15 protein-coding genes and 1 pseudogene are annotated in these 15,985 nt (G+C 75.6%); 10 read left to right on the top strand and 6 right to left on the bottom strand.

What is annotated here, in order from left to right; all coding sequences use genetic code 11:
* Positions 1–21 precede the first annotated feature (21 nt).
* From OU787_RS00365 to OU787_RS00350, 4 genes and pseudogenes are all read right to left on the bottom strand, one after another.
* Positions 22–1,322 (bottom strand): annotated as a pseudogene (locus OU787_RS00365) (class I SAM-dependent methyltransferase).
* Positions 1,319–2,074 carry a DUF1365 domain-containing protein gene (locus OU787_RS00360; RefSeq protein ID WP_268661767.1) on the bottom strand — a complete coding sequence of 252 codons (756 nt, stop codon included), beginning with the start codon at positions 2,072–2,074 and terminating at the stop codon, positions 1,319–1,321. Before OU787_RS00360 ends, OU787_RS00365 begins: the two are co-directional and overlap by 4 nt.
* Before the next feature lie 101 nt (positions 2,075–2,175).
* The gene (locus OU787_RS00355) at positions 2,176–3,498 is read right to left on the bottom strand and encodes an NAD(P)/FAD-dependent oxidoreductase (protein ID WP_268658109.1); all 1,323 of its coding nucleotides are present in this window, start codon (positions 3,496–3,498) and stop codon (positions 2,176–2,178) included.
* Between the two features lie 228 nt (positions 3,499–3,726).
* Positions 3,727–4,164, bottom strand: a complete 438-nt coding sequence (locus tag OU787_RS00350; protein ID WP_268658108.1) for an SRPBCC family protein — start codon at positions 4,162–4,164, stop codon at positions 3,727–3,729.
* Positions 4,165–4,382: 218 nt separating this feature from the next.
* Between OU787_RS00350 and OU787_RS00345 the strand changes: the two genes are divergently transcribed.
* The 4 genes from OU787_RS00345 (at position 4,383) to OU787_RS00330 (ending at position 6,095) form a co-directional block, all read left to right on the top strand.
* The gene (locus OU787_RS00345) at positions 4,383–4,928 is read left to right on the top strand and encodes a DUF4383 domain-containing protein (protein ID WP_268658107.1); all 546 of its coding nucleotides are present in this window, start codon (positions 4,383–4,385) and stop codon (positions 4,926–4,928) included.
* A 43-nt stretch (positions 4,929–4,971) separates the two neighbouring features.
* Complete coding sequence (locus tag OU787_RS00340; RefSeq protein ID WP_268658106.1) at positions 4,972–5,274, top strand: DUF3040 domain-containing protein; 303 nt, start codon at positions 4,972–4,974, stop codon at positions 5,272–5,274.
* A gap of 252 nt (positions 5,275–5,526) precedes the next feature.
* Positions 5,527–5,715, top strand: coding sequence for a hypothetical protein (locus OU787_RS00335; RefSeq protein ID WP_268658105.1), 189 nt, complete (start codon positions 5,527–5,529; stop codon positions 5,713–5,715).
* 98 nt (positions 5,716–5,813) lie between these two features.
* A complete protein-coding gene (locus tag OU787_RS00330; protein ID WP_030464147.1) occupies positions 5,814–6,095 on the top strand; it encodes a hypothetical protein in 282 nt (93 codons plus the stop codon).
* Positions 6,096–6,122: 27 nt separating this feature from the next.
* Here the strand turns inward: OU787_RS00330 and OU787_RS00325 are convergent, their stop codons facing one another.
* On the bottom strand, positions 6,123–7,220 hold the full coding sequence (locus OU787_RS00325) for a hypothetical protein (protein ID WP_268658104.1): 1,098 nt from the start codon (positions 7,218–7,220) through the stop codon (positions 6,123–6,125).
* Between the two features lie 271 nt (positions 7,221–7,491).
* Here OU787_RS00325 and OU787_RS00320 point away from each other — a divergent pair, with 271 nt between their 5' ends.
* The 3 genes from OU787_RS00320 (at position 7,492) to pip (ending at position 9,703) form a co-directional block, all read left to right on the top strand.
* Positions 7,492–7,812, top strand: coding sequence for a hypothetical protein (locus OU787_RS00320; RefSeq protein WP_030464148.1), 321 nt, complete (start codon positions 7,492–7,494; stop codon positions 7,810–7,812).
* A 139-nt stretch (positions 7,813–7,951) separates the two neighbouring features.
* On the top strand, positions 7,952–8,629 hold the full coding sequence (locus tag OU787_RS00315) for a glyoxalase (RefSeq protein ID WP_268658103.1): 678 nt from the start codon (positions 7,952–7,954) through the stop codon (positions 8,627–8,629).
* 102 nt (positions 8,630–8,731) lie between these two features.
* Positions 8,732–9,703, top strand: a complete 972-nt coding sequence (gene pip / locus OU787_RS00310) for a prolyl aminopeptidase (RefSeq protein ID WP_268661766.1) — start codon at positions 8,732–8,734, stop codon at positions 9,701–9,703.
* A gap of 57 nt (positions 9,704–9,760) precedes the next feature.
* Here pip and OU787_RS00305 read toward each other — a convergent pair whose 3' ends face one another.
* Complete coding sequence (locus OU787_RS00305; RefSeq protein WP_268658102.1) at positions 9,761–11,512, bottom strand: ABC transporter family substrate-binding protein; 1,752 nt, start codon at positions 11,510–11,512, stop codon at positions 9,761–9,763.
* Positions 11,513–11,875: 363 nt separating this feature from the next.
* On the opposite strand from OU787_RS00305, the gene OU787_RS00300 reads away from it, so the two are divergent.
* From OU787_RS00300 to OU787_RS00290, 3 genes are read left to right on the top strand one after another with little or no spacing between them, the layout of a single operon-like run.
* Entirely contained in the window at positions 11,876–12,847 is a 972-nt protein-coding gene (locus tag OU787_RS00300) for an ABC transporter permease (RefSeq protein ID WP_268658101.1), read from the top strand.
* Between the two features lie 7 nt (positions 12,848–12,854).
* Positions 12,855–13,811 carry an ABC transporter permease gene (locus OU787_RS00295; RefSeq protein ID WP_268658100.1) on the top strand — a complete coding sequence of 319 codons (957 nt, stop codon included), beginning with the start codon at positions 12,855–12,857 and terminating at the stop codon, positions 13,809–13,811.
* Positions 13,808–15,940, top strand: a complete 2,133-nt coding sequence (locus tag OU787_RS00290) for a dipeptide ABC transporter ATP-binding protein (RefSeq protein WP_268658099.1) — start codon at positions 13,808–13,810, stop codon at positions 15,938–15,940. Before OU787_RS00295 ends, OU787_RS00290 begins: the two co-directional genes overlap by 4 nt.
* Positions 15,941–15,985: the final 45 nt, after the last annotated feature.

The following is a 15,985-nucleotide window of genomic DNA, read 5'->3' as shown; positions in this document are numbered from 1 at the left end:
CGAGGCCGAACGCGGCGGCGTTCACCGCAGGCCGTCCCGGACCGGCGGGGACCCGGCGCCCGCCGCGGCCCCGTCCCGGCTCAGCAGCACCTGGTGGACGTTCAGGTAGCCGGAGCGGAACCCGGCCTCCGAGTACGCCAGGTACAGCTCCCACATCCGGCGGAACACCTCGTCGAAGCCCAGCGCCGCGACCTGCTCCGCCCGCCCGGTGAACCGCTCCCGCCACAGCCGCAGCGTCTCGGCGTAGTGCGGCCCGTACGCGTCCGCGGCGTCCACCCGCAGCCGGGTGTGCGCGGCGGCGGTGTCGGAGATGGCCCGCAGCGAGGGGATCTGGCCGCCCGGGAAGACGTACTTGAGGATCCAGGTGTACGTGTCGCTGCTGGCCAGCATCCGGGCGTGCGGCATGGTGATGGCCTGCAGGGCGACCCGGCCGCCGGGGGCGAGCAGCCGGTCCAGGGCGGTGAAGTAGGCGGGCCAGAACGGGCGTCCGACGGCCTCGATCATCTCGACGCTGACGATCGCGTCGAACGCGCCCCGGGCCTGCCGGTAGTCGCACAGCCGGACCTCGACCCGGTCGGACTGCCCGGCGGCGGCGATCCGGCGGCGGGCCAGCGCGAGCTGCTCGGCGGACAGGGTGAGGGTGACCACCTCGGCGCCGCGGGCGGCGGCGCGCAGGGCGAGTTCGCCCCAGCCGGTGCCGATCTCCAGCAGCCGGGTGCCGGGGCCGACCCGGGCCAGGTCCAGCAGCCGGTCGATCTTGCGGTGCTGGGCCGGGACCAGGTCGGGCCAGCGGGTGGCGGGGGAGGGTCGGAGAACACCGCCGAGGAGTACGACATGGTCGGGTCGAGGAACAGCGCGAACAGCTCGTTCGACAGGTCGTAGTGCCGGTGGATGTTGCGCGGGGCGTTGGCGGCCGTGGACAGCTCCGCCGCCGGAGGCCGCCGCACGTACAGCCGGCGCAGCCACCCGGTGCCGGGCGGGACCAGGGTCTCGGGGCGGGCGGCCAGCGCGGTCAGCAGGCGCACCAGGTCCGGGCTGTCCCAGTCGCCCGCCTGGTAGGACTCGCCGAAGCCGATCAGGCCGCCCGTCCCGACCCGGTGCAGGAACGCCTCCGGGCGGTGCAGCCGCAGCACCGGCGCCTGCGCGGGGGACGGCAACAGCGGCCGCCCGCCCGGGAGTTCGACCCGCAGGCCGCGGCCGGCCGCCACCCGGCGCAGCAGCCGCCCGGCCACCGCGGCCCGCAGCGGGGCGTGCGGCACCCGGGCGACGTCCGGCCAGCGCGACGGGTCGACGGCGGGCGGGAACGGGACGGTGACGGTCATCGGCGGACGGCCTCTCCGGAACGGGAACGGGAACGGGGGTGGGGGCGGGGACGGGAGTCGGGACGGGGGTGGGCGGGCAGGCCGCGCAGCCACAGGCGGACGCCCTGGGCGCGGATCCGCAGGCTCACGGCGTAGGTGGCGAACGGGTGCCGGGCCGCCGCGCGCAGCAGCGCGGCCGGGCCCGCCGGGCGGCCGGTGCCGGACACCGTGGCGGTGAACGCCCGCCCGCCGGGCAGCTCCAGCGCCACCGTCAGGCGCAGCCGCTCGCCGTCCGGCTCCGGCAGCAGCAGGCGGTAGCGGCCGTCGAGCGGCAGGAACGGCGAGACGTGGAAGTCCTTGGCGGCCTCCGCGTGCCCGGCGGCGTCCGGGCGCAGCAGGTAGCGGTGGCGCTGGCCGTAGGTGTTGTGCACCTCGGCGACGGTGCACAGCGGCGCGCCCGCCGCGTCCCGGCACCAGTACACCGTCAGCGGGTTGAACACGTGCCCCAGCGAACGGGCCTGGGTCAGCATCAGCACCCGCCCGGCCGGGTCCGGGCGCAGGCCGTGCGCGGCCAGGTCGCGGGCCAGGTCCGCCCGGACGTCGGCAGTGCCGGGGTGCAGGGCGTGGTCGCGGGGCAGGAAGCGGGCCAGCGGGCGCAGCGGCCACGGCAGCCGGGGCAGGCGGTCGAGGTCGACCAGCCACAGGTAGCCGCGGTGGCGGAACACCCGGCGGGGCTCGGCCCGCACGTGCGTGGTGCGGGTCTCGTACAGCACGGCGCCCCACGGGCCGGGGAGCGCGGCGGTTGCGGTTGCGGTTGCGGTGTCGGCCTGGCCGGGCGGGGCCGGGTCCGGCGGGTGCGCGGGGTCGTTCAGGCTCACGGGGCGACCGCCGTGAGCAGGTGGCGGGCGGCGGCGAGGCCGGAGCGGCAGCCGTCCTCGTGGAAGCCCCAGCCGTGGTAGGCCCCGGCGAACGCGGTGCGGGCGGTGGTCAGTTCGGGCAGCCGGCGCTGGGCGGCGACCGTGCGGGCGGTGTACACGGGGTGCTCGTACACGGTGCGGGTGACCACCTGCCGCTCGGGCAGCGGGCTGCGGTCGTCCTCGTTCAGGGTGACCAGGTAGTCCTCCGCGCCGCCCAGCCGCAGCAGCCGGTTCAGGTGGTAGCTGACCCGGACCCGGTCGGAGGGCGCGTCGCAGTCCGGCATCCGGTAGTTCCACGAGGCGCGGGCCCAGGCCGCCCGGGGCAGCACCGAGGCGTCCCGGTGCAGCACCGTCGGGTTGCGGGAGTACTCGAACGCGCCCAGCACCTCCCGCTCGGCGCCGGTCGGGTCGGCCAGCAGCCGCAGTGCCTGGTCGGCGTGGACGGCCACCACCACGGCGTCCGCCCGGGTCCACCGCCCGTCCTCGGTGGCCACCGTGACGCCGTCCGGGTGGCGCCGCACCGCGCGCACCGGCGCGGAGCGGTGCACGGTGCCGGAGTGCGCGGCCAGGTGGCTCGCGATCCGCTCCACGTACGCGGCCGAGCCGCCGACCACGGTGCGCCAGGTCGGCGAGCCGGTGACGCTCAGCAGGCCGTGGTTGGCCAGGAACGCGAACAGGTAGCGGGCCGGGTAGTCCCCGGCCAGGTCGGGCGCGCAGGACCACACCGCGGAGACCAGCGGGGTCATGAAGTGCTGGGTGAAGTACGGGGAGAAGTCGTGCCGGGCCAGGAACGCGCGCAGGCTCTCCGACCCGCCCTCGGCCCCGTGCTCGGCCCCGCCCGCGGTTTCGTCCGCGGTCTCGTCCTCCGGGGTGGCCAGCAGGCGGCGGGCCAGGCGGTGGAAGCGCGGCACCTCGCCGAGCATCCGCAGGTACCGGCCCCGGGCCAGGTTGCCCGGGGTGGCCAGCAGCCCCGACAGGCCGCGGGCGCCCGCGTACTCCAGGCCGCAGCCCTCGCAGTGCACCGACATGCTCATGTCGCTGTCCTGCGTCCGCACGCCCAACTCGCCGAACAGGCCGACCAGTTCCGGGTACGTCCGGGTGTTGTGCACCAGGAAGCCGGTGTCCAGCGCCAGCTCCCGCCCGTCCGCCGCGGTGACCCGCTGGGTGTGCGCGTGCCCGCCCAACCGGCCGTCCGCCTCGAACAGCTCCACCGCCACGCCCGCCCGGGCCAGCGCGTACGCCGCGCTCAACCCCGCCACTCCCGCCCCCACCACGGCCACCCGCCGCCCCGGCTTCGGCCCCGGCCGACGCGACGGCGGGACGGACCCCCCGGTGGAAACGGCGCCGAGTGTCGTCACGTCGATTCTCCCCACTGCTCCCGCACTCCCGGCCGCCCGCGGCGGCCCTGTACCCGTCATTCGGAGGCCCCCGCCGCGCGGATTGCTCCGAACGGGAAGGCGCCGTCCCCGGCCGGGCCCGCCGGGTGCCCGGCCGTCGTCGTCGGGCGCTCAGTCGCCGTCCAGCACCTCGGGCAGCCGCCGCCGCGCCGCGTCCGCCAAGCGCTCGAACTCCCGGCGCAGGAAGGGCTCCGCGAGTCGCGCCAGCCCGTGGAAGCGCAGCCGGGCCCGGTAGTGGACCACCGCCCCCGCCCCGCCCGGCCCCGGCCGGACGGTGATCTCGTCGACGGCCGTGACCGTCCGGTTGCGCCCGACGAACAGCACCTGGTCCGGCCCGTGGTCCACCAGCTCGTACACCAGCTCGGTGCGCCGCCCGCGGAACACCGAGACGTTCCGCCACCGCGCCCCCGGCCCCGGGGCGCCGGTGCCGATCCGGACGCACTCCGCGGTTCCCGGGTCCCACTCGGCGGCGTGCGCGAAGTCCGCCAGGTAGTCCAGCACCTCGCCCGCCGCCCGGCGGACCGGGATCTCCCGCACCACCTCGATCACCGCTGCCTCCTCGGCCGTAGGGACGTCCGGGGGATTCGGAGCCGGTCCCGGTACGGATGGGTGGTGGCGTCAGCGGGTGGAGGTACGGGGCGGGGGCGGGCGGGGTGAAACGCTGCACCAGCGCTGCGGGTGGGCATCATCGGCCCGGCGGCGGGACGTTCGTGGGGGGAGGGGTACACGCGGTGGGCGCGGCCCGCCGCACCGAGAGGAGAACCGCCATGCACCCCCACGACGAACCGGTCGCCGACCGCCGCCTGTCCCGGATCCACCGCTTCGGCGCGGGCCTGTGCGCACTCCTGCTGCTGGCCTTCGGCGCACTCGGCCTGGCCGACGGCCTGCCCTTCTTCGGGACGCACGGCGAACACGTCGCCGGACTGTCCAGCAACGGACTGCTCAGCGTCGTCTCGATCGGCACCGCCGCCGTCCTGCTCACCGCCGCGCTGCTCGGCGGACGCGCCGCCTCCACCGTCACCATCGTGGTCGGCACGCTGTTCGTGCTGAGCGGCTTCGTCAACCTCGCCCTGCTGGAGACCTCGGCCAACCTGCTCGCCTTCCGTCTCCCGAACGTCCTGTTCAGCTTCGCCATGGGCCTGCTGATCGCCACCTTCGGGATGTACGGCCGGATCAGCGGCGGCCTCCCGCACGACAACCCGTACTGGCGCCGCCGCCACCCGGAGGCCGTCGCCACCGCCACTGCCGTCCCGGCCGTCCCGGCGGTCGGCCCCGCCGCCCGGCGGGCCGCGCTGCCCGGCGACCGGGGCTGACACCCGCACCCCTCCCTCCCCTCGCCGAGAGGCGGCAGACCCGATGGACACCCGACTGACCCCGCGGGAGCAGCTCCTGCTCGCGGAGATCGAGCACCACCTGCGCCGGAGCGATCCCCGGCTGGACCGGCGGCTGGACCGCCCGCCCGGCCCCGCCGCCCGCCTGGCCCACCGCCCGGGCCCGCTCGTCGCGGCCGTCGCCCTGCTCGCCACCGTGACGGCCGCCGGCGCCCTGTGGGCGGGCGCCGGGGGTTCCCACCCCCTGCCGGCCGTCCTGCTCGCCGCGGCGGCCGCCCTGCTGTGCGTCCTCGCGCTGCGCCGGCTCGCCCGCCTGCGGCTCGGCTGACGGGCCCGCCGCCCGCTGTCCCCGGAGCCCGCCCAGGGCTCCAGGGCTGTCCCGGGGGCGGCGTTGCACCCTGTGGTGGAACCGGGCGGGCGGGCCGTGTCCCCTGCGGGGGCGGGCAGTTGGACCGGGCGTGACAGAGCCCGCGCATACCAGCCCGCTGCCCGTGGTCCGCCTCCAGTGGGGGCTGTTGCAGCCCCTGCTGGCGGTCCTCTCGGAGGCCCGCGTCCCGCTCCGGCCGGGCGACTGGAGCAGTTGCAGCACGCCGCCACGATCGGCCCCGAGTTCGCCCACGCGCTGGCCCGGTGGATCCGCGACGCGCACACCGCCGCCGCGGCCCCCGTCCGGCGGCCGGCGGACGTCCGCGCCCTGGCCCCGCGCCCCGAACGCCCCGCCCTCGGCGGGCCCGGCCCCGCCGCCGTCGCGGACCGGCACGCCTCCTGACCGCCCGCCGCCGCCCGTACGGCCACCGGGGCGGACCACTCGAACGTCGCGGCCCGCGTAACCGTCGCGGGCCGTGGCCCGTTGAACGGAGCATGCCCGTGATCAACGAACCGCGCCGCCCGCAGGGCGGGCACCCGGTGGCGACGCCCCCGCGCGTCCCCGAACCGGCGGATCCCCACCCCCGGCCCGTCGGCCCCCCGTCGAGCGGACACCAGGCCGCCGCCCAACTGCTCGGCCTGCGCGAGGTGGTCCTCCCCGCCGCCGTGGTCGCCGCCGCGGACCTGCTGCTCGGCGACGCCCTCGGCAGCGACGACCCCGTCACCCGCGAAGCCGCCGCCGCCACCCGCGGCCGCCTGCGCGCCGCCCTCGGCCTGGGGTAGCACCCGACCTGACCGTCTGACGGGTGGTCAGGAGACGTGCGAGAGCCCGGGCGGGGGGTCTCCCGGCCCGACTCCGGCACATTCGCCGGTGCCCGCGGAGTTCGCCGCGCCGTACGCGGCCGCGAGGTCGGCGTTGAGGCGGTCGATCGCGCCGTTCGCCGTGGCGACGGCCTGGGCGTCCTGCTGCTGCGCCGTGGCGAGCGCGACGTCGGCCCCGGGGGTCGCCGGTAGCCCGGCGGACCGCAGGGCGGCCTCCGCGTCCCGGACGGCCCGAGCGTCGGACCTGGCCGAGTCGAGGGCGTCCTGTTCCTGCTTCACGTCGTACGCTGCCGAGGTGGTCACGTCGTAGCCGACGTTCATCTGCGCGTCGTACGCGACCGTGACCTGGACGTTGTAGCAGTTCTCGCCGTTGCCTCCGGCGATGTCGCGGCGCTCCTGCTGCAGGTCGGCGTCGGCCTTGGCGAGGTCGTCCCGGACCGCCTTCGCGTTCGTGAACGCCTTGTTGTCCGCCTGCAGGACGCTGAGCGCCCGCTGTGCGGCGGTCTGCAGGTTCGCCTGCGAAACCTGCTGCTGCTCCCGGGTGTTGGCGGCGTCCACGGTCTGCCGCAGTTGGGAGAGCGCGGTGTTGTAGTCGGCGGCGCCGGCCCGGCGGTAGCCGACGGACCGGATGCTGCCGTCCGGCTGGACCACGTTGAGCGTGATGCCGTCGGCGGCGAGGACGCCCTGATCGGTGTGGTCGGCGATGTCGAGCGTGATCGCGCTGCCGTCGATCCGGCCGCTGAGCGGGCCGGTCCGGGTCCGCACCTTCTCGGTGGGCGGTGCGCCGTCCGCCACGGCCTCCAGCACGGTCCCGCTGAGGCCGCCGCGGCCGTCCGCCTGCCACTGGAGGTAGGTGACCCGGCCGGGGTCGGTGGTCAGGAAGCCCACGGTGCCCGGCACCGGGACCGGGGCGCCGGCGGCAGCGCTCGCGGGCGCGCCGGACGCCGCGCTGTCGCTCGCGGGTGTCCCGGACGCGGCACCGCCCGGCGCGGCCGCCCCGGGCCCGGCGGGGGACGGGCTCCCGCAGGCGGCCAGGGCGGCGGCCGCAGCCGCCAGGAGAAGGGCTGACGTGGACGGGCGGGGCATGCGAGGTTCCTCCTGGCGGGCGCTGCGCGGACCGGATCCCGGTGGGGGCACCGGCGTGCCCCCACCGCTCCACCGATCGGCCGCCGCGGGTCCCCGCGCCGGGTCGGTACAGCTGCCCGCAGTGGCGGAACGATATCCAGCACGACGGCTCGCCGTCACTCCATCCAGTCAGGGCGGGGAGACGGGTGGCTGGGGTGGGTGGGGAAGCGGGTGACCGGGGTGGGCGGGAAAACGGGTGGCCGGGGCGGGGGCGGGGGCGGAGCATGGGGCCATGGCCAGACGTCTGATGTTCGTGCAGTTGAAGACCGGTCACGGCACCGACCGCGGGCCCTCGTGGATCGGGTGGGTGGACTTCTCGAAGACCTGGAGCACGGCGTACTTCCGGGGGCGGACGCTGCGCCGGGCCAAGGGGCTGTCCGCGGCGAACTTCCAGGACGCCGAGACCGGGGAGGAGTTCTGGCTCTCCGCGCCGAAACGGGACCGCACCGACACCCGCTACGGCCCGGCCGGCACCGAGGTCGAGCCGGAGGCCGCCGAGGTCTACCGGGCCTTCCTGGCGGGCGCCGCGCTGCCGGGGCGGGAGAACGGCTGAACGGGGGCGCCGGGCAGCCGTGCTGACGGGGCGTCGGTGCGGGCACGGGGCCGGGGCGGTGGTGCGGGTGCGCGCGCCGGGCCGCACCGGTCAGGAATCGAGAAGCCCCGGGCGGGCGGCGGGGCCTAGCGTCGGGGGTATGACAGACATCGAGAGCATCACCCTGGACGTGGCCGACCCCGCGGCGGCCGCCCGTTTCCACGCCGACGCGTTCGACCTCGGCGAGGACCGGCTGAAGGTGCGGGCCGCGGCCGAGCCGTCCGAGGGGTTCCGCGGGTTCACGCTGGCCCTGACGGTGCCGCGGCCCGCGGACGTGGACAGCTTCGTGGCGTCGGCGGTGGCCGCCGGGGCCGCGGTGCTCAAGCCCGCGGCGAAGTCGCTGTGGGGGTACGGCGCGGTGGTGCAGGCCCCGGACGGGGCGATCTGGAAGCTGGCGACCTCGGCGAAGAAGGACACCGGCCCGGCCACCCGGCGGATCGAGGAGTTCGTGCTGCTGATCGGGGTGGCGGACTTCGCGGCGACCAAGCGGTACTACGTGGATCGCGGGTTCGCGGTGGCGAAGGGCTTCGGGCGGGTGTACGCCGAGTTCGCGGCCGGGACGGGCGCGGTCAAGCTGGCCCTGTACCGCCGCCGGGCGCTGGCCAAGGACCTCGGGGTGGCCCCGGAGGGCGGCGGCTCGCACCGGTTGACCGTCAACGGCGGCGGCCCGGAGGCGTTCACCGACCCGGACGGTTTCCGCTGGGCGCCGGCCGGTGCGCGGGAGGCCGAAGGGCGGGAAACCGACGCGCGGGAGGCCGAGGGGCGGGCCGCGGCCTGAGTCGGAATCCGGCCCCGGGCTGCGGAGGGCGGTCGGGTGACGGTTATTCAGTTGCCTTCTGCGGGGGAGCGGTTAGGGTGGCCCGTCATGTCTGCGACCTCCATGGACGACCTCCTGCACCCGCCGACGACTCCCTACGACAGCGGGTTCCTGGACACCGGGGACGGGAACCGCATCTACTACGAGCAGCTCGGCGATCCCGGGGGCAAGCCCGCGCTGTACGTGCACGGCGGGCCCGGCGCGGGGGCGCCGCGGCGGGCCACCCGGGCGTGGGACCCGGCGCGCTACCGGGTGATCCGCTACGACCAGCGCAACTGCGGGCGCAGCACGCCGCACGCCAGTGACCCGGCGGCGGACATGGCGCTGAACACCACGCAGCACCTGGTCGACGACATGGAGCGGCTGCGCGAGCACCTGGGCATCGAGCGCTGGCTGCTGGACGGCGCGTCCTGGGGCTCGACGCTGATCCTGGCGTACGCGCAGCAGCACCCGGAGCGGGTGAGCGAGATCGTCATCCAGGCGGTGACCACCACCCGCCGGGCCGAGACCGACTGGCTCTACCACCGGGTGGGCGCCTTCAAGCCCGAGGCGTGGGACCGCTTCCGGGCCGCCGTCCCCGAGCACGACTGGGACGGCGACGTGTACGCCCTGCTGGCCGCCTACGCGCGGCGGATGGAGCACCCCGACCGGGCGGTGCGGGCGGCGGCCGCCGACGCGTGGCTGGCCTGGGAGGACGCGGTGATCTCGGACGAGCCGAACGGCGTCCCCGGCATGTACAGCGACCGGGAGGTGGACGACCGGATCGCGTTCGTCCGGATCTGCGCGCACTTCTTCAGCCGCGGCGCCTGGCTGGCGGAGGACCAACTGCTGCGCGGGGCGCACAGGTTGGCGGGCATCCCGGGCGTGCTGGTGCACGGCCGGTACGACATGGGCAGCCCGGTGCAGACCGCCTGGGAGCTGGCGAAGGCGTGGCCGGACGCCCGGCTGCACATCTTCGACGACTCCGGGCACATCGGGGGCGAGGCGATGCGGCGGACGGTGTTCGAGGCGCTGGAGGAGTTCAAGCTCCGCTGAGCCGGTGCCGCCCGGGTGCGTGCACGACGCGGGCCCGGGCGGCACCGGCCCGGGCGGTCACTTCTGCCAGCCGACCGAGGTGATCACGGTGCTGGCGAGGCTGCCGGCCCCGTAGTTGGCCAGGCCCTTGCGGACGGCGACGATGCTGGGGCGCTGGTAGAGCTCCAGGGTGTGCCCGAGCTCCCAGATCTTCGCGTCGGCCTGGTTGTACAGCTCGGCGGCCTGCGCCGGGTCGAGGGTGGCGGCGGCCTTGCGCAGCAGGGTGTCGATCTCGGGGGTGCTCAGCTTCGAGTAGTTGCCGAACACGTTGTCGCCCTGCGGGGCGCGGTAGATCGCCACCGTCTGGGAGAGCGGGAAGGAGTCGGTGTTGCGCCAGCTGGCCAGGTCGAACTTGCCCTGGTTGATGTACTTGGTGAAGTACTCCTTGCTGGACACCTTGTCGATGGTCAGCTTGACGCCGACCTGCTGGAGCATGTTCTGCGCGGCGGAGGCCAGGTCGGTCTGCGCCTGGTTGGAGCCGTCGCTCAGCACGTAGTGCAGCTCCAGCGGCTGCCCGTCCTTGCTGCGGGTGCCGCCGGCGTCCTTCCAACCCGCCTCGTCCAGCCACTTCTTCGCGGTGGCCGGGTCGTAGGAGGCCCAGTCGGCGGAGTTGTTCCGGTACCCGTTCTGGTTGGTCATGAACAGGTGGTTGTCCAGCGGCTTGAACTCCACCGGGACGCCCTTGTTGGCGATCTTGATCAGCGAGGCGCGGTCCAGCGCCCGGCCGAGCGCCTGGCGGACCTTCTGGTCGGCGAGCGGGCCGTTGCCGCCGAAGGAGATGTGCACCTCGTCCCAGGGGGTGCCGGTGCGGATCGCCGCGTCGGGGGCGTCCTTGAGCTGGCCGTAGGAGGCCGCGCTGCCCGCCGAGGCCAGGTCGACCTCGTTGTTCAGGAACGCCTGGGTGATCGCGGCGGGGTCCAGCACCCGGTAGGTGATCCGGTCCAGCTTGGGCTTGGGGCCCCACCAGCGCGGGTTGGGGGTGAGGGTGATGGTCTGCGCGGTCTTGTCGGCGTTCGAGACCACGAACGGGCCGCCGAAGACCGGGGTCTTCTCCACCCAGCCCTCGTTGAAGTCCTGCGGGGCGGAGAGCCCGGAGGCGGGCAGCAGCGGGTTGAACAGGTTCTGCCAGTCGGCGTACGGCTCGGCGAAGGTGACCTTGACCTCGCTCGCGTCCGCGCCCTGCTCGACGGCGGATATCTGCTCGTAGCCGGAGGGGTCGGCGATGTTGTACGCCGGGTCCTTGCCGTTGGACGCCTTCCAGACCGCCGCGAAGTCGCGGTAGCCGATCGGGGTGCCGTCCGACCAGGCCGCCTTCGGGTTGAGCTTGTACGTCACCACCTGCGGCGAGGTGGAGGTGACCTCGGCGGAGGCCAGGTAGGCGGGGTCGGGGTGGTAGACGCCCTTGGCGTCGACCCGGAAGAGCTTGGCCTCCACGTAGCCCATGATCTCCACCGCGTCCCCGTACCTGCCGTCGACCTGGTACGGGTTCCACTGGGTGATCCACTGCTGGAGCGGGAGGCGCAGTTCGCCGCCGTCCTTGAGGTTCTCCGGCGGCTGCGGGTTGTTGTCCTCGGCGTCCACGGTGGGCGCCACGGTCTTGGCCACGTCGCCGCCGGAGCCGCCGGAGGAGCTGCAGGCGGTCGCGGCGAGCAGGACGGCGAGGGTCGCCGCGGCGGTGCGGCCGAGCCGGCGGGCGGCGCGGCCCCGGCCGGGGGCGGCGGCCGGGCCGGGGACGGTGGCCCGGGCGGACGTGGCGGACGGTGTGCGCATCGGCGGAGTCCTCGGATTTCGAAGAGTCGGGGGCCGCCAGGTGTGGCGGCGCTTGATGGTGGGCAGCCAAGTCGGTGCCGACGCGCCGAACGTAACAGCCCGTCAGCCACCCCACCAGGGGTGCGTGCGCAGAACTGATCGAAACGAAACGCGGCGCAACACCACCGCAACACCCCGTCCGCACCCGTCTGATCAGCTGTGACCAGCGGGTTCACCGGACCGGACGGACCCGCCGACGCGGCGGGCTCTGGACGGGCCGCCCGGAGTGGCGTACAACTGCTGCGCGAAAGTGCGTCAAACCCCGTACGAGCGAAGGCAAATGACCATGTTCCCCAGGTGTGCGAACCACACCGGAGGCACGCCGTGACGCGATACCTCGCGGGGCGGCTCGGCTACTACGCCGCCCTGCTCACCGCAGCGGTGTTCCTGTCGTACGCCCTCACCGCCACCGCCCTCGGCCCCCGCGCCTACTTCGAGGCCAAGCAGCCGCGCCCCGCCGCGGCCGCCGTCGACCGCCAGCTCACCGCGCTCAACCTCAACGACCGCACCCCCGTGGTCGAACGCTTCGGCACCTGGGCGAACGGACTGCTGCACGGCGACCTCGGCCGCACCATCCACGGCACCGACGTCAACGACGAGTTCGGCCGCCGGATCTGGGTCTCGCTGCGGCTGCTGCTGGTCGGCAGCCTGCTCGGCATGCTGCTCGGCGTCGCCGCCGGGGCGTGGAGCGCGGTGCGCCAGTACCGGCTCTCCGACCGGCTGCTCACCGTGCTCTCCTTCGTGCTGCTCTCCACCCCGGTCTTCCTGCTCGCCCTGCTGCTCAAGAACGGCGCGATCGCCGCCAAGGACGCCGCCGGGCACGAGGTGGTCCCGTTCACCGGCTACGAGACGCCCAACCTGGCCGGCGGACTCGGCACCCACCTCGCCGACTGGGCGCTGCACCTGCTGCTGCCCACCCTCTCGCTCGCCCTCGGCGGCCTGGCCACCTACAGCCGCTACCAGCGCGCCACCATGCTCGACGTGCTCGGCGCCGACTACCTGCGCACCGCCGAGGCCAAGGGGCTCACCCGCGGCCGGGCCCTGCTCAAGCACGGCCTGCGCACCGCGATCATCCCGATGACCACCATGTTCGCCTACGCCTTCCTCGGCCTGTTCACCGGCGCCGCCTTCACCGAGACCATCTTCGGCTGGCACGGCATGGGGGAGTGGTTCATCCAGGCCGTCAACGAACAGGACGTCAACTCGGTGGTCGCGGTCAACCTGTTCGCCGCCGTGGTCGTCCTCGCCGCCGGCTTCCTCGCCGACGCCCTGCACGCCGCGCTCGACCCCGGGTGAGGACCGCATGACCGCCGAACTCACCGCACTCACCGCGCAGTCGGCCGGCGAAGCGCCCGCACCGCGCGGACGGCTGCGGCTGGCCGCCGCCCGGCTGGCCGGCTCGCGCGGCGCCGTGGCCGGGCTGGTCGTACTGGTGCTGCTGTTCCTGCTGGCCTTCGCCGGGCCCTACCTGACGCCCTGGGACTACGCCGCGCCCGACTACGCCAGCCTGCGCCAACCCCCCTCCGCCGCCCACTGGTTCGGCACCAACGGGCTCGGCCAGGACGTGTTCGCGCAGACCGTCCGGGGCCTGCAGAAGTCGCTGGTGATCGGCCTGCTGGTGGCGGTCCTCTCCACCGGGCTGGCCTCGCTGGTCGGGGCCTGCGCCGGGTACTTCGGCGGCTGGACCGACCGGGTGCTGACCTTCCTGGTCGACCTGCTGCTGATCTTCCCGGCCTTCCTGGTGATCGCCGTCCTCTCGCCCCGGCTGCGCGGCAGCGGCTGGATCGCCTTCGTGCTGCTGCTCGCCGTCTTCAACTGGATGATCACCGCCCGGGTGGTCCGCTCGATGACCCGCTCGCTGCGCGAGCGCGAATTCGTCGCCGCCGCCCGCTACATGGGCGTCGGACCGTTCCGGATCATCTGGCGGCACGTGCTGCCGAACGTCTCCTCCTTCCTGATCATCGACGCCACCGTCACCGTCGGCGGCGCCGTGATGAGCGAGGCCGCGCTCTCCTACTTCGGCTTCGGCGTCCGCCCGCCCGACGTCTCGCTCGGCACCCTGCTGGCCGCCGGCGCGAGCGACGCCCCGGTCTTCCCCTGGCTGTTCTACTTCGCCGCCGGACTGCTGGTGCTGTTCGTGCTCGCCGTCAACCTGGTCGGCGACGGCCTGCGCGACGCCCTCGACCCGACGGCCGCCGCCGGACGCCACCGCACCCGGCGCCGTCGTTCCACCACCCCCGCCCGCCGGAGCACCCCGTGACCACCCCGCCGACCGCCCTGCCGACCACTCAGCCGTCCGCCCCGCTGCTCGCCGTCCGCGACCTCACCGTCGACTTCGGCGGCCACCCGGCCGTCCGCGGCGTCGACCTCGAACTGCACCGGGGCGAGACGCTCGGACTGGTCGGCGAGTCCGGCTCCGGCAAGTCCGTCACCGCGCTCGCCGTGCTCGGCCTGCTGCCCGCCACCGCCCGCACCGGCGGCTCGGTCCGCCTCGACGGCCGCGAACTGCTCGGCCTGCCCGCCCGGCAGCTCGCCGCCGTCCGCGGCCGCCGGATCGCCATGGTCTTCCAGGACCCGCTCTCCGCGTTCACCCCCGTCCACCGGATCGGCGACCAACTCGCCGAAGCCGTCCGGGTCCACCAGGACCTCGGCCGGGCCGCCGCCCGCAAGCGCGCCACCGATCTGCTCGACCTGGTCGGCATCCCCGACCCGGCCCGCGCCCTGGACGCCTTCCCGCACGAGTTCTCCGGCGGCATGCGGCAACGCGCCATGATCGCCATGGCGGTGGCCAACGACCCCGACGTGCTGCTCGCCGACGAGCCCACCACCGCCCTCGACGTCACCATCCAGGCCCAGGTCCTCGAAGTGCTGCGCACCGCCCAGCGCGAGACCGGCGCCGCCCTCGTCCTGGTCAGCCACGACCTCGGGGTGATCGCCGGCAGCGCCGACCGGGTCGCCGTCATGTACGCCGGACGGATCGTCGAGACCGCCCCCGTCGACGACCTGTTCGCCACCCCCCGGCACCCCTACACGCTCGGCCTGATCGGCGCCGTCCCCCGCCTCGACGGCCCCGGCCGCGCCCTGGTCCCGATCCCCGGCGCCCCGCCCGCCACCGGCGAACCCCCCACCCCGGGCTGCGCGTTCGCCGCCCGCTGCCCGCTCGTCGAGGACCGCTGCCACCAGGACGAACCCCCGCTGACCGCCCTCGCCGGGCCCGCGCCGTCCGGGCCCCCGGCGGCCGTACCCGCCGACGGCGCCGCACCGCCCGGCCCCGCCGCGCACCTCGCCGCCTGCGTGCGCGCCGCGCACCTCGCCGCCGTCCGGCCCGCCCCCGCCGAGGTGTACCCCGTCCCGGAGCTGCCCGCCGCCGCCGTGCGCCCGCGCGCCGAACGCCCGGACGTGCTCACCGTCCGCGGCCTCACCCGCAGCTTCCCGCAGCGCCGCGGCGGCCTGCTGCGCCGCCGCGCCGGCGAGGTGCACGCCGTCGACGGGGTGGACCTCGACATCCGGCAGGGCGAGACGCTCGGGCTGGTCGGCGAGTCCGGCTCCGGCAAGTCCACCACCCTGTACGAGATCCTGCGGCTGGCGGCCCCGCAGGGCGGCCGGATCGAACTGCTCGGCCAGGACACCGCCGCCCTCGACCGGGCCGCCGCCCGGCGGCTGCGCTCCCGGGTGCAGATCGTCTTCCAGGACCCGGCGGCCTCGCTCGACCCCCGGATGCCGATCGGCGACGTGCTCGCCGAACCGCTGCTCGCCCAGCGCACCCCCGCCGCCGAGGCCCGCCGCCGGGTGCCCGAACTGCTGCGCCAGGTCGGCCTCGACCCCGCGCACGCCGACCGCTACCCGCACGAGTTCTCCGGCGGCCAGCGCCAGCGGATCTCCATCGCCCGCGCCCTCGCCGTCCGCCCCGACCTGCTGGCCCTGGACGAGCCGGTCTCCGCCCTCGACGTCTCCGTCCAGGCGGGCGTGCTCAACCTGCTCCAACGGCTGAAGGCCGAACTCGGCCTCGCCTACCTGTTCGTCTCGCACGACCTGTCCGTGGTGCGCCACCTGGCCGACCGGGTCGCCGTCATGTACCTCGGCCGCACCGTCGAGACCGGCGCCGCCGACCGGGTCTTCACCCACCCCCGCCACCCCTACACCCGGGCCCTGCTCGCCGCCGTCCCCCGCCCCGAACCCGTCGCCGAACGCACCCGCCCCCGCCACCTGCTGGCCGGCGACCCGCCCTCGCCCACCACCCGCCACCCCGGCTGCCCCTTCCGCGCCCGCTGCCCCGTCCAGCCCACCCTCACCCCCGCCCAACGCGACCGCTGCGCCACCGAGCCACCCCCCGCCCTGCCCGCGGCCCCGGGCGTCGACCACACCGCGGCCTGCCACTACCCGGACTGAGACCGGGCCCCGGACGCGGTCGGCGTCCGGGGCCCGGGGCCCGAC

Origin of the sequence: Kitasatospora sp. YST-16, from assembly GCF_026802215.1 — a bacterium.
In the GTDB taxonomy this organism is placed as follows: Bacteria; Actinomycetota; Actinomycetes; order Streptomycetales; family Streptomycetaceae; genus Kitasatospora; species Kitasatospora cineracea.
Note: the sequence above shows the minus strand (reverse complement) of the source record. Positions and strands in the feature narration are given on the sequence as shown.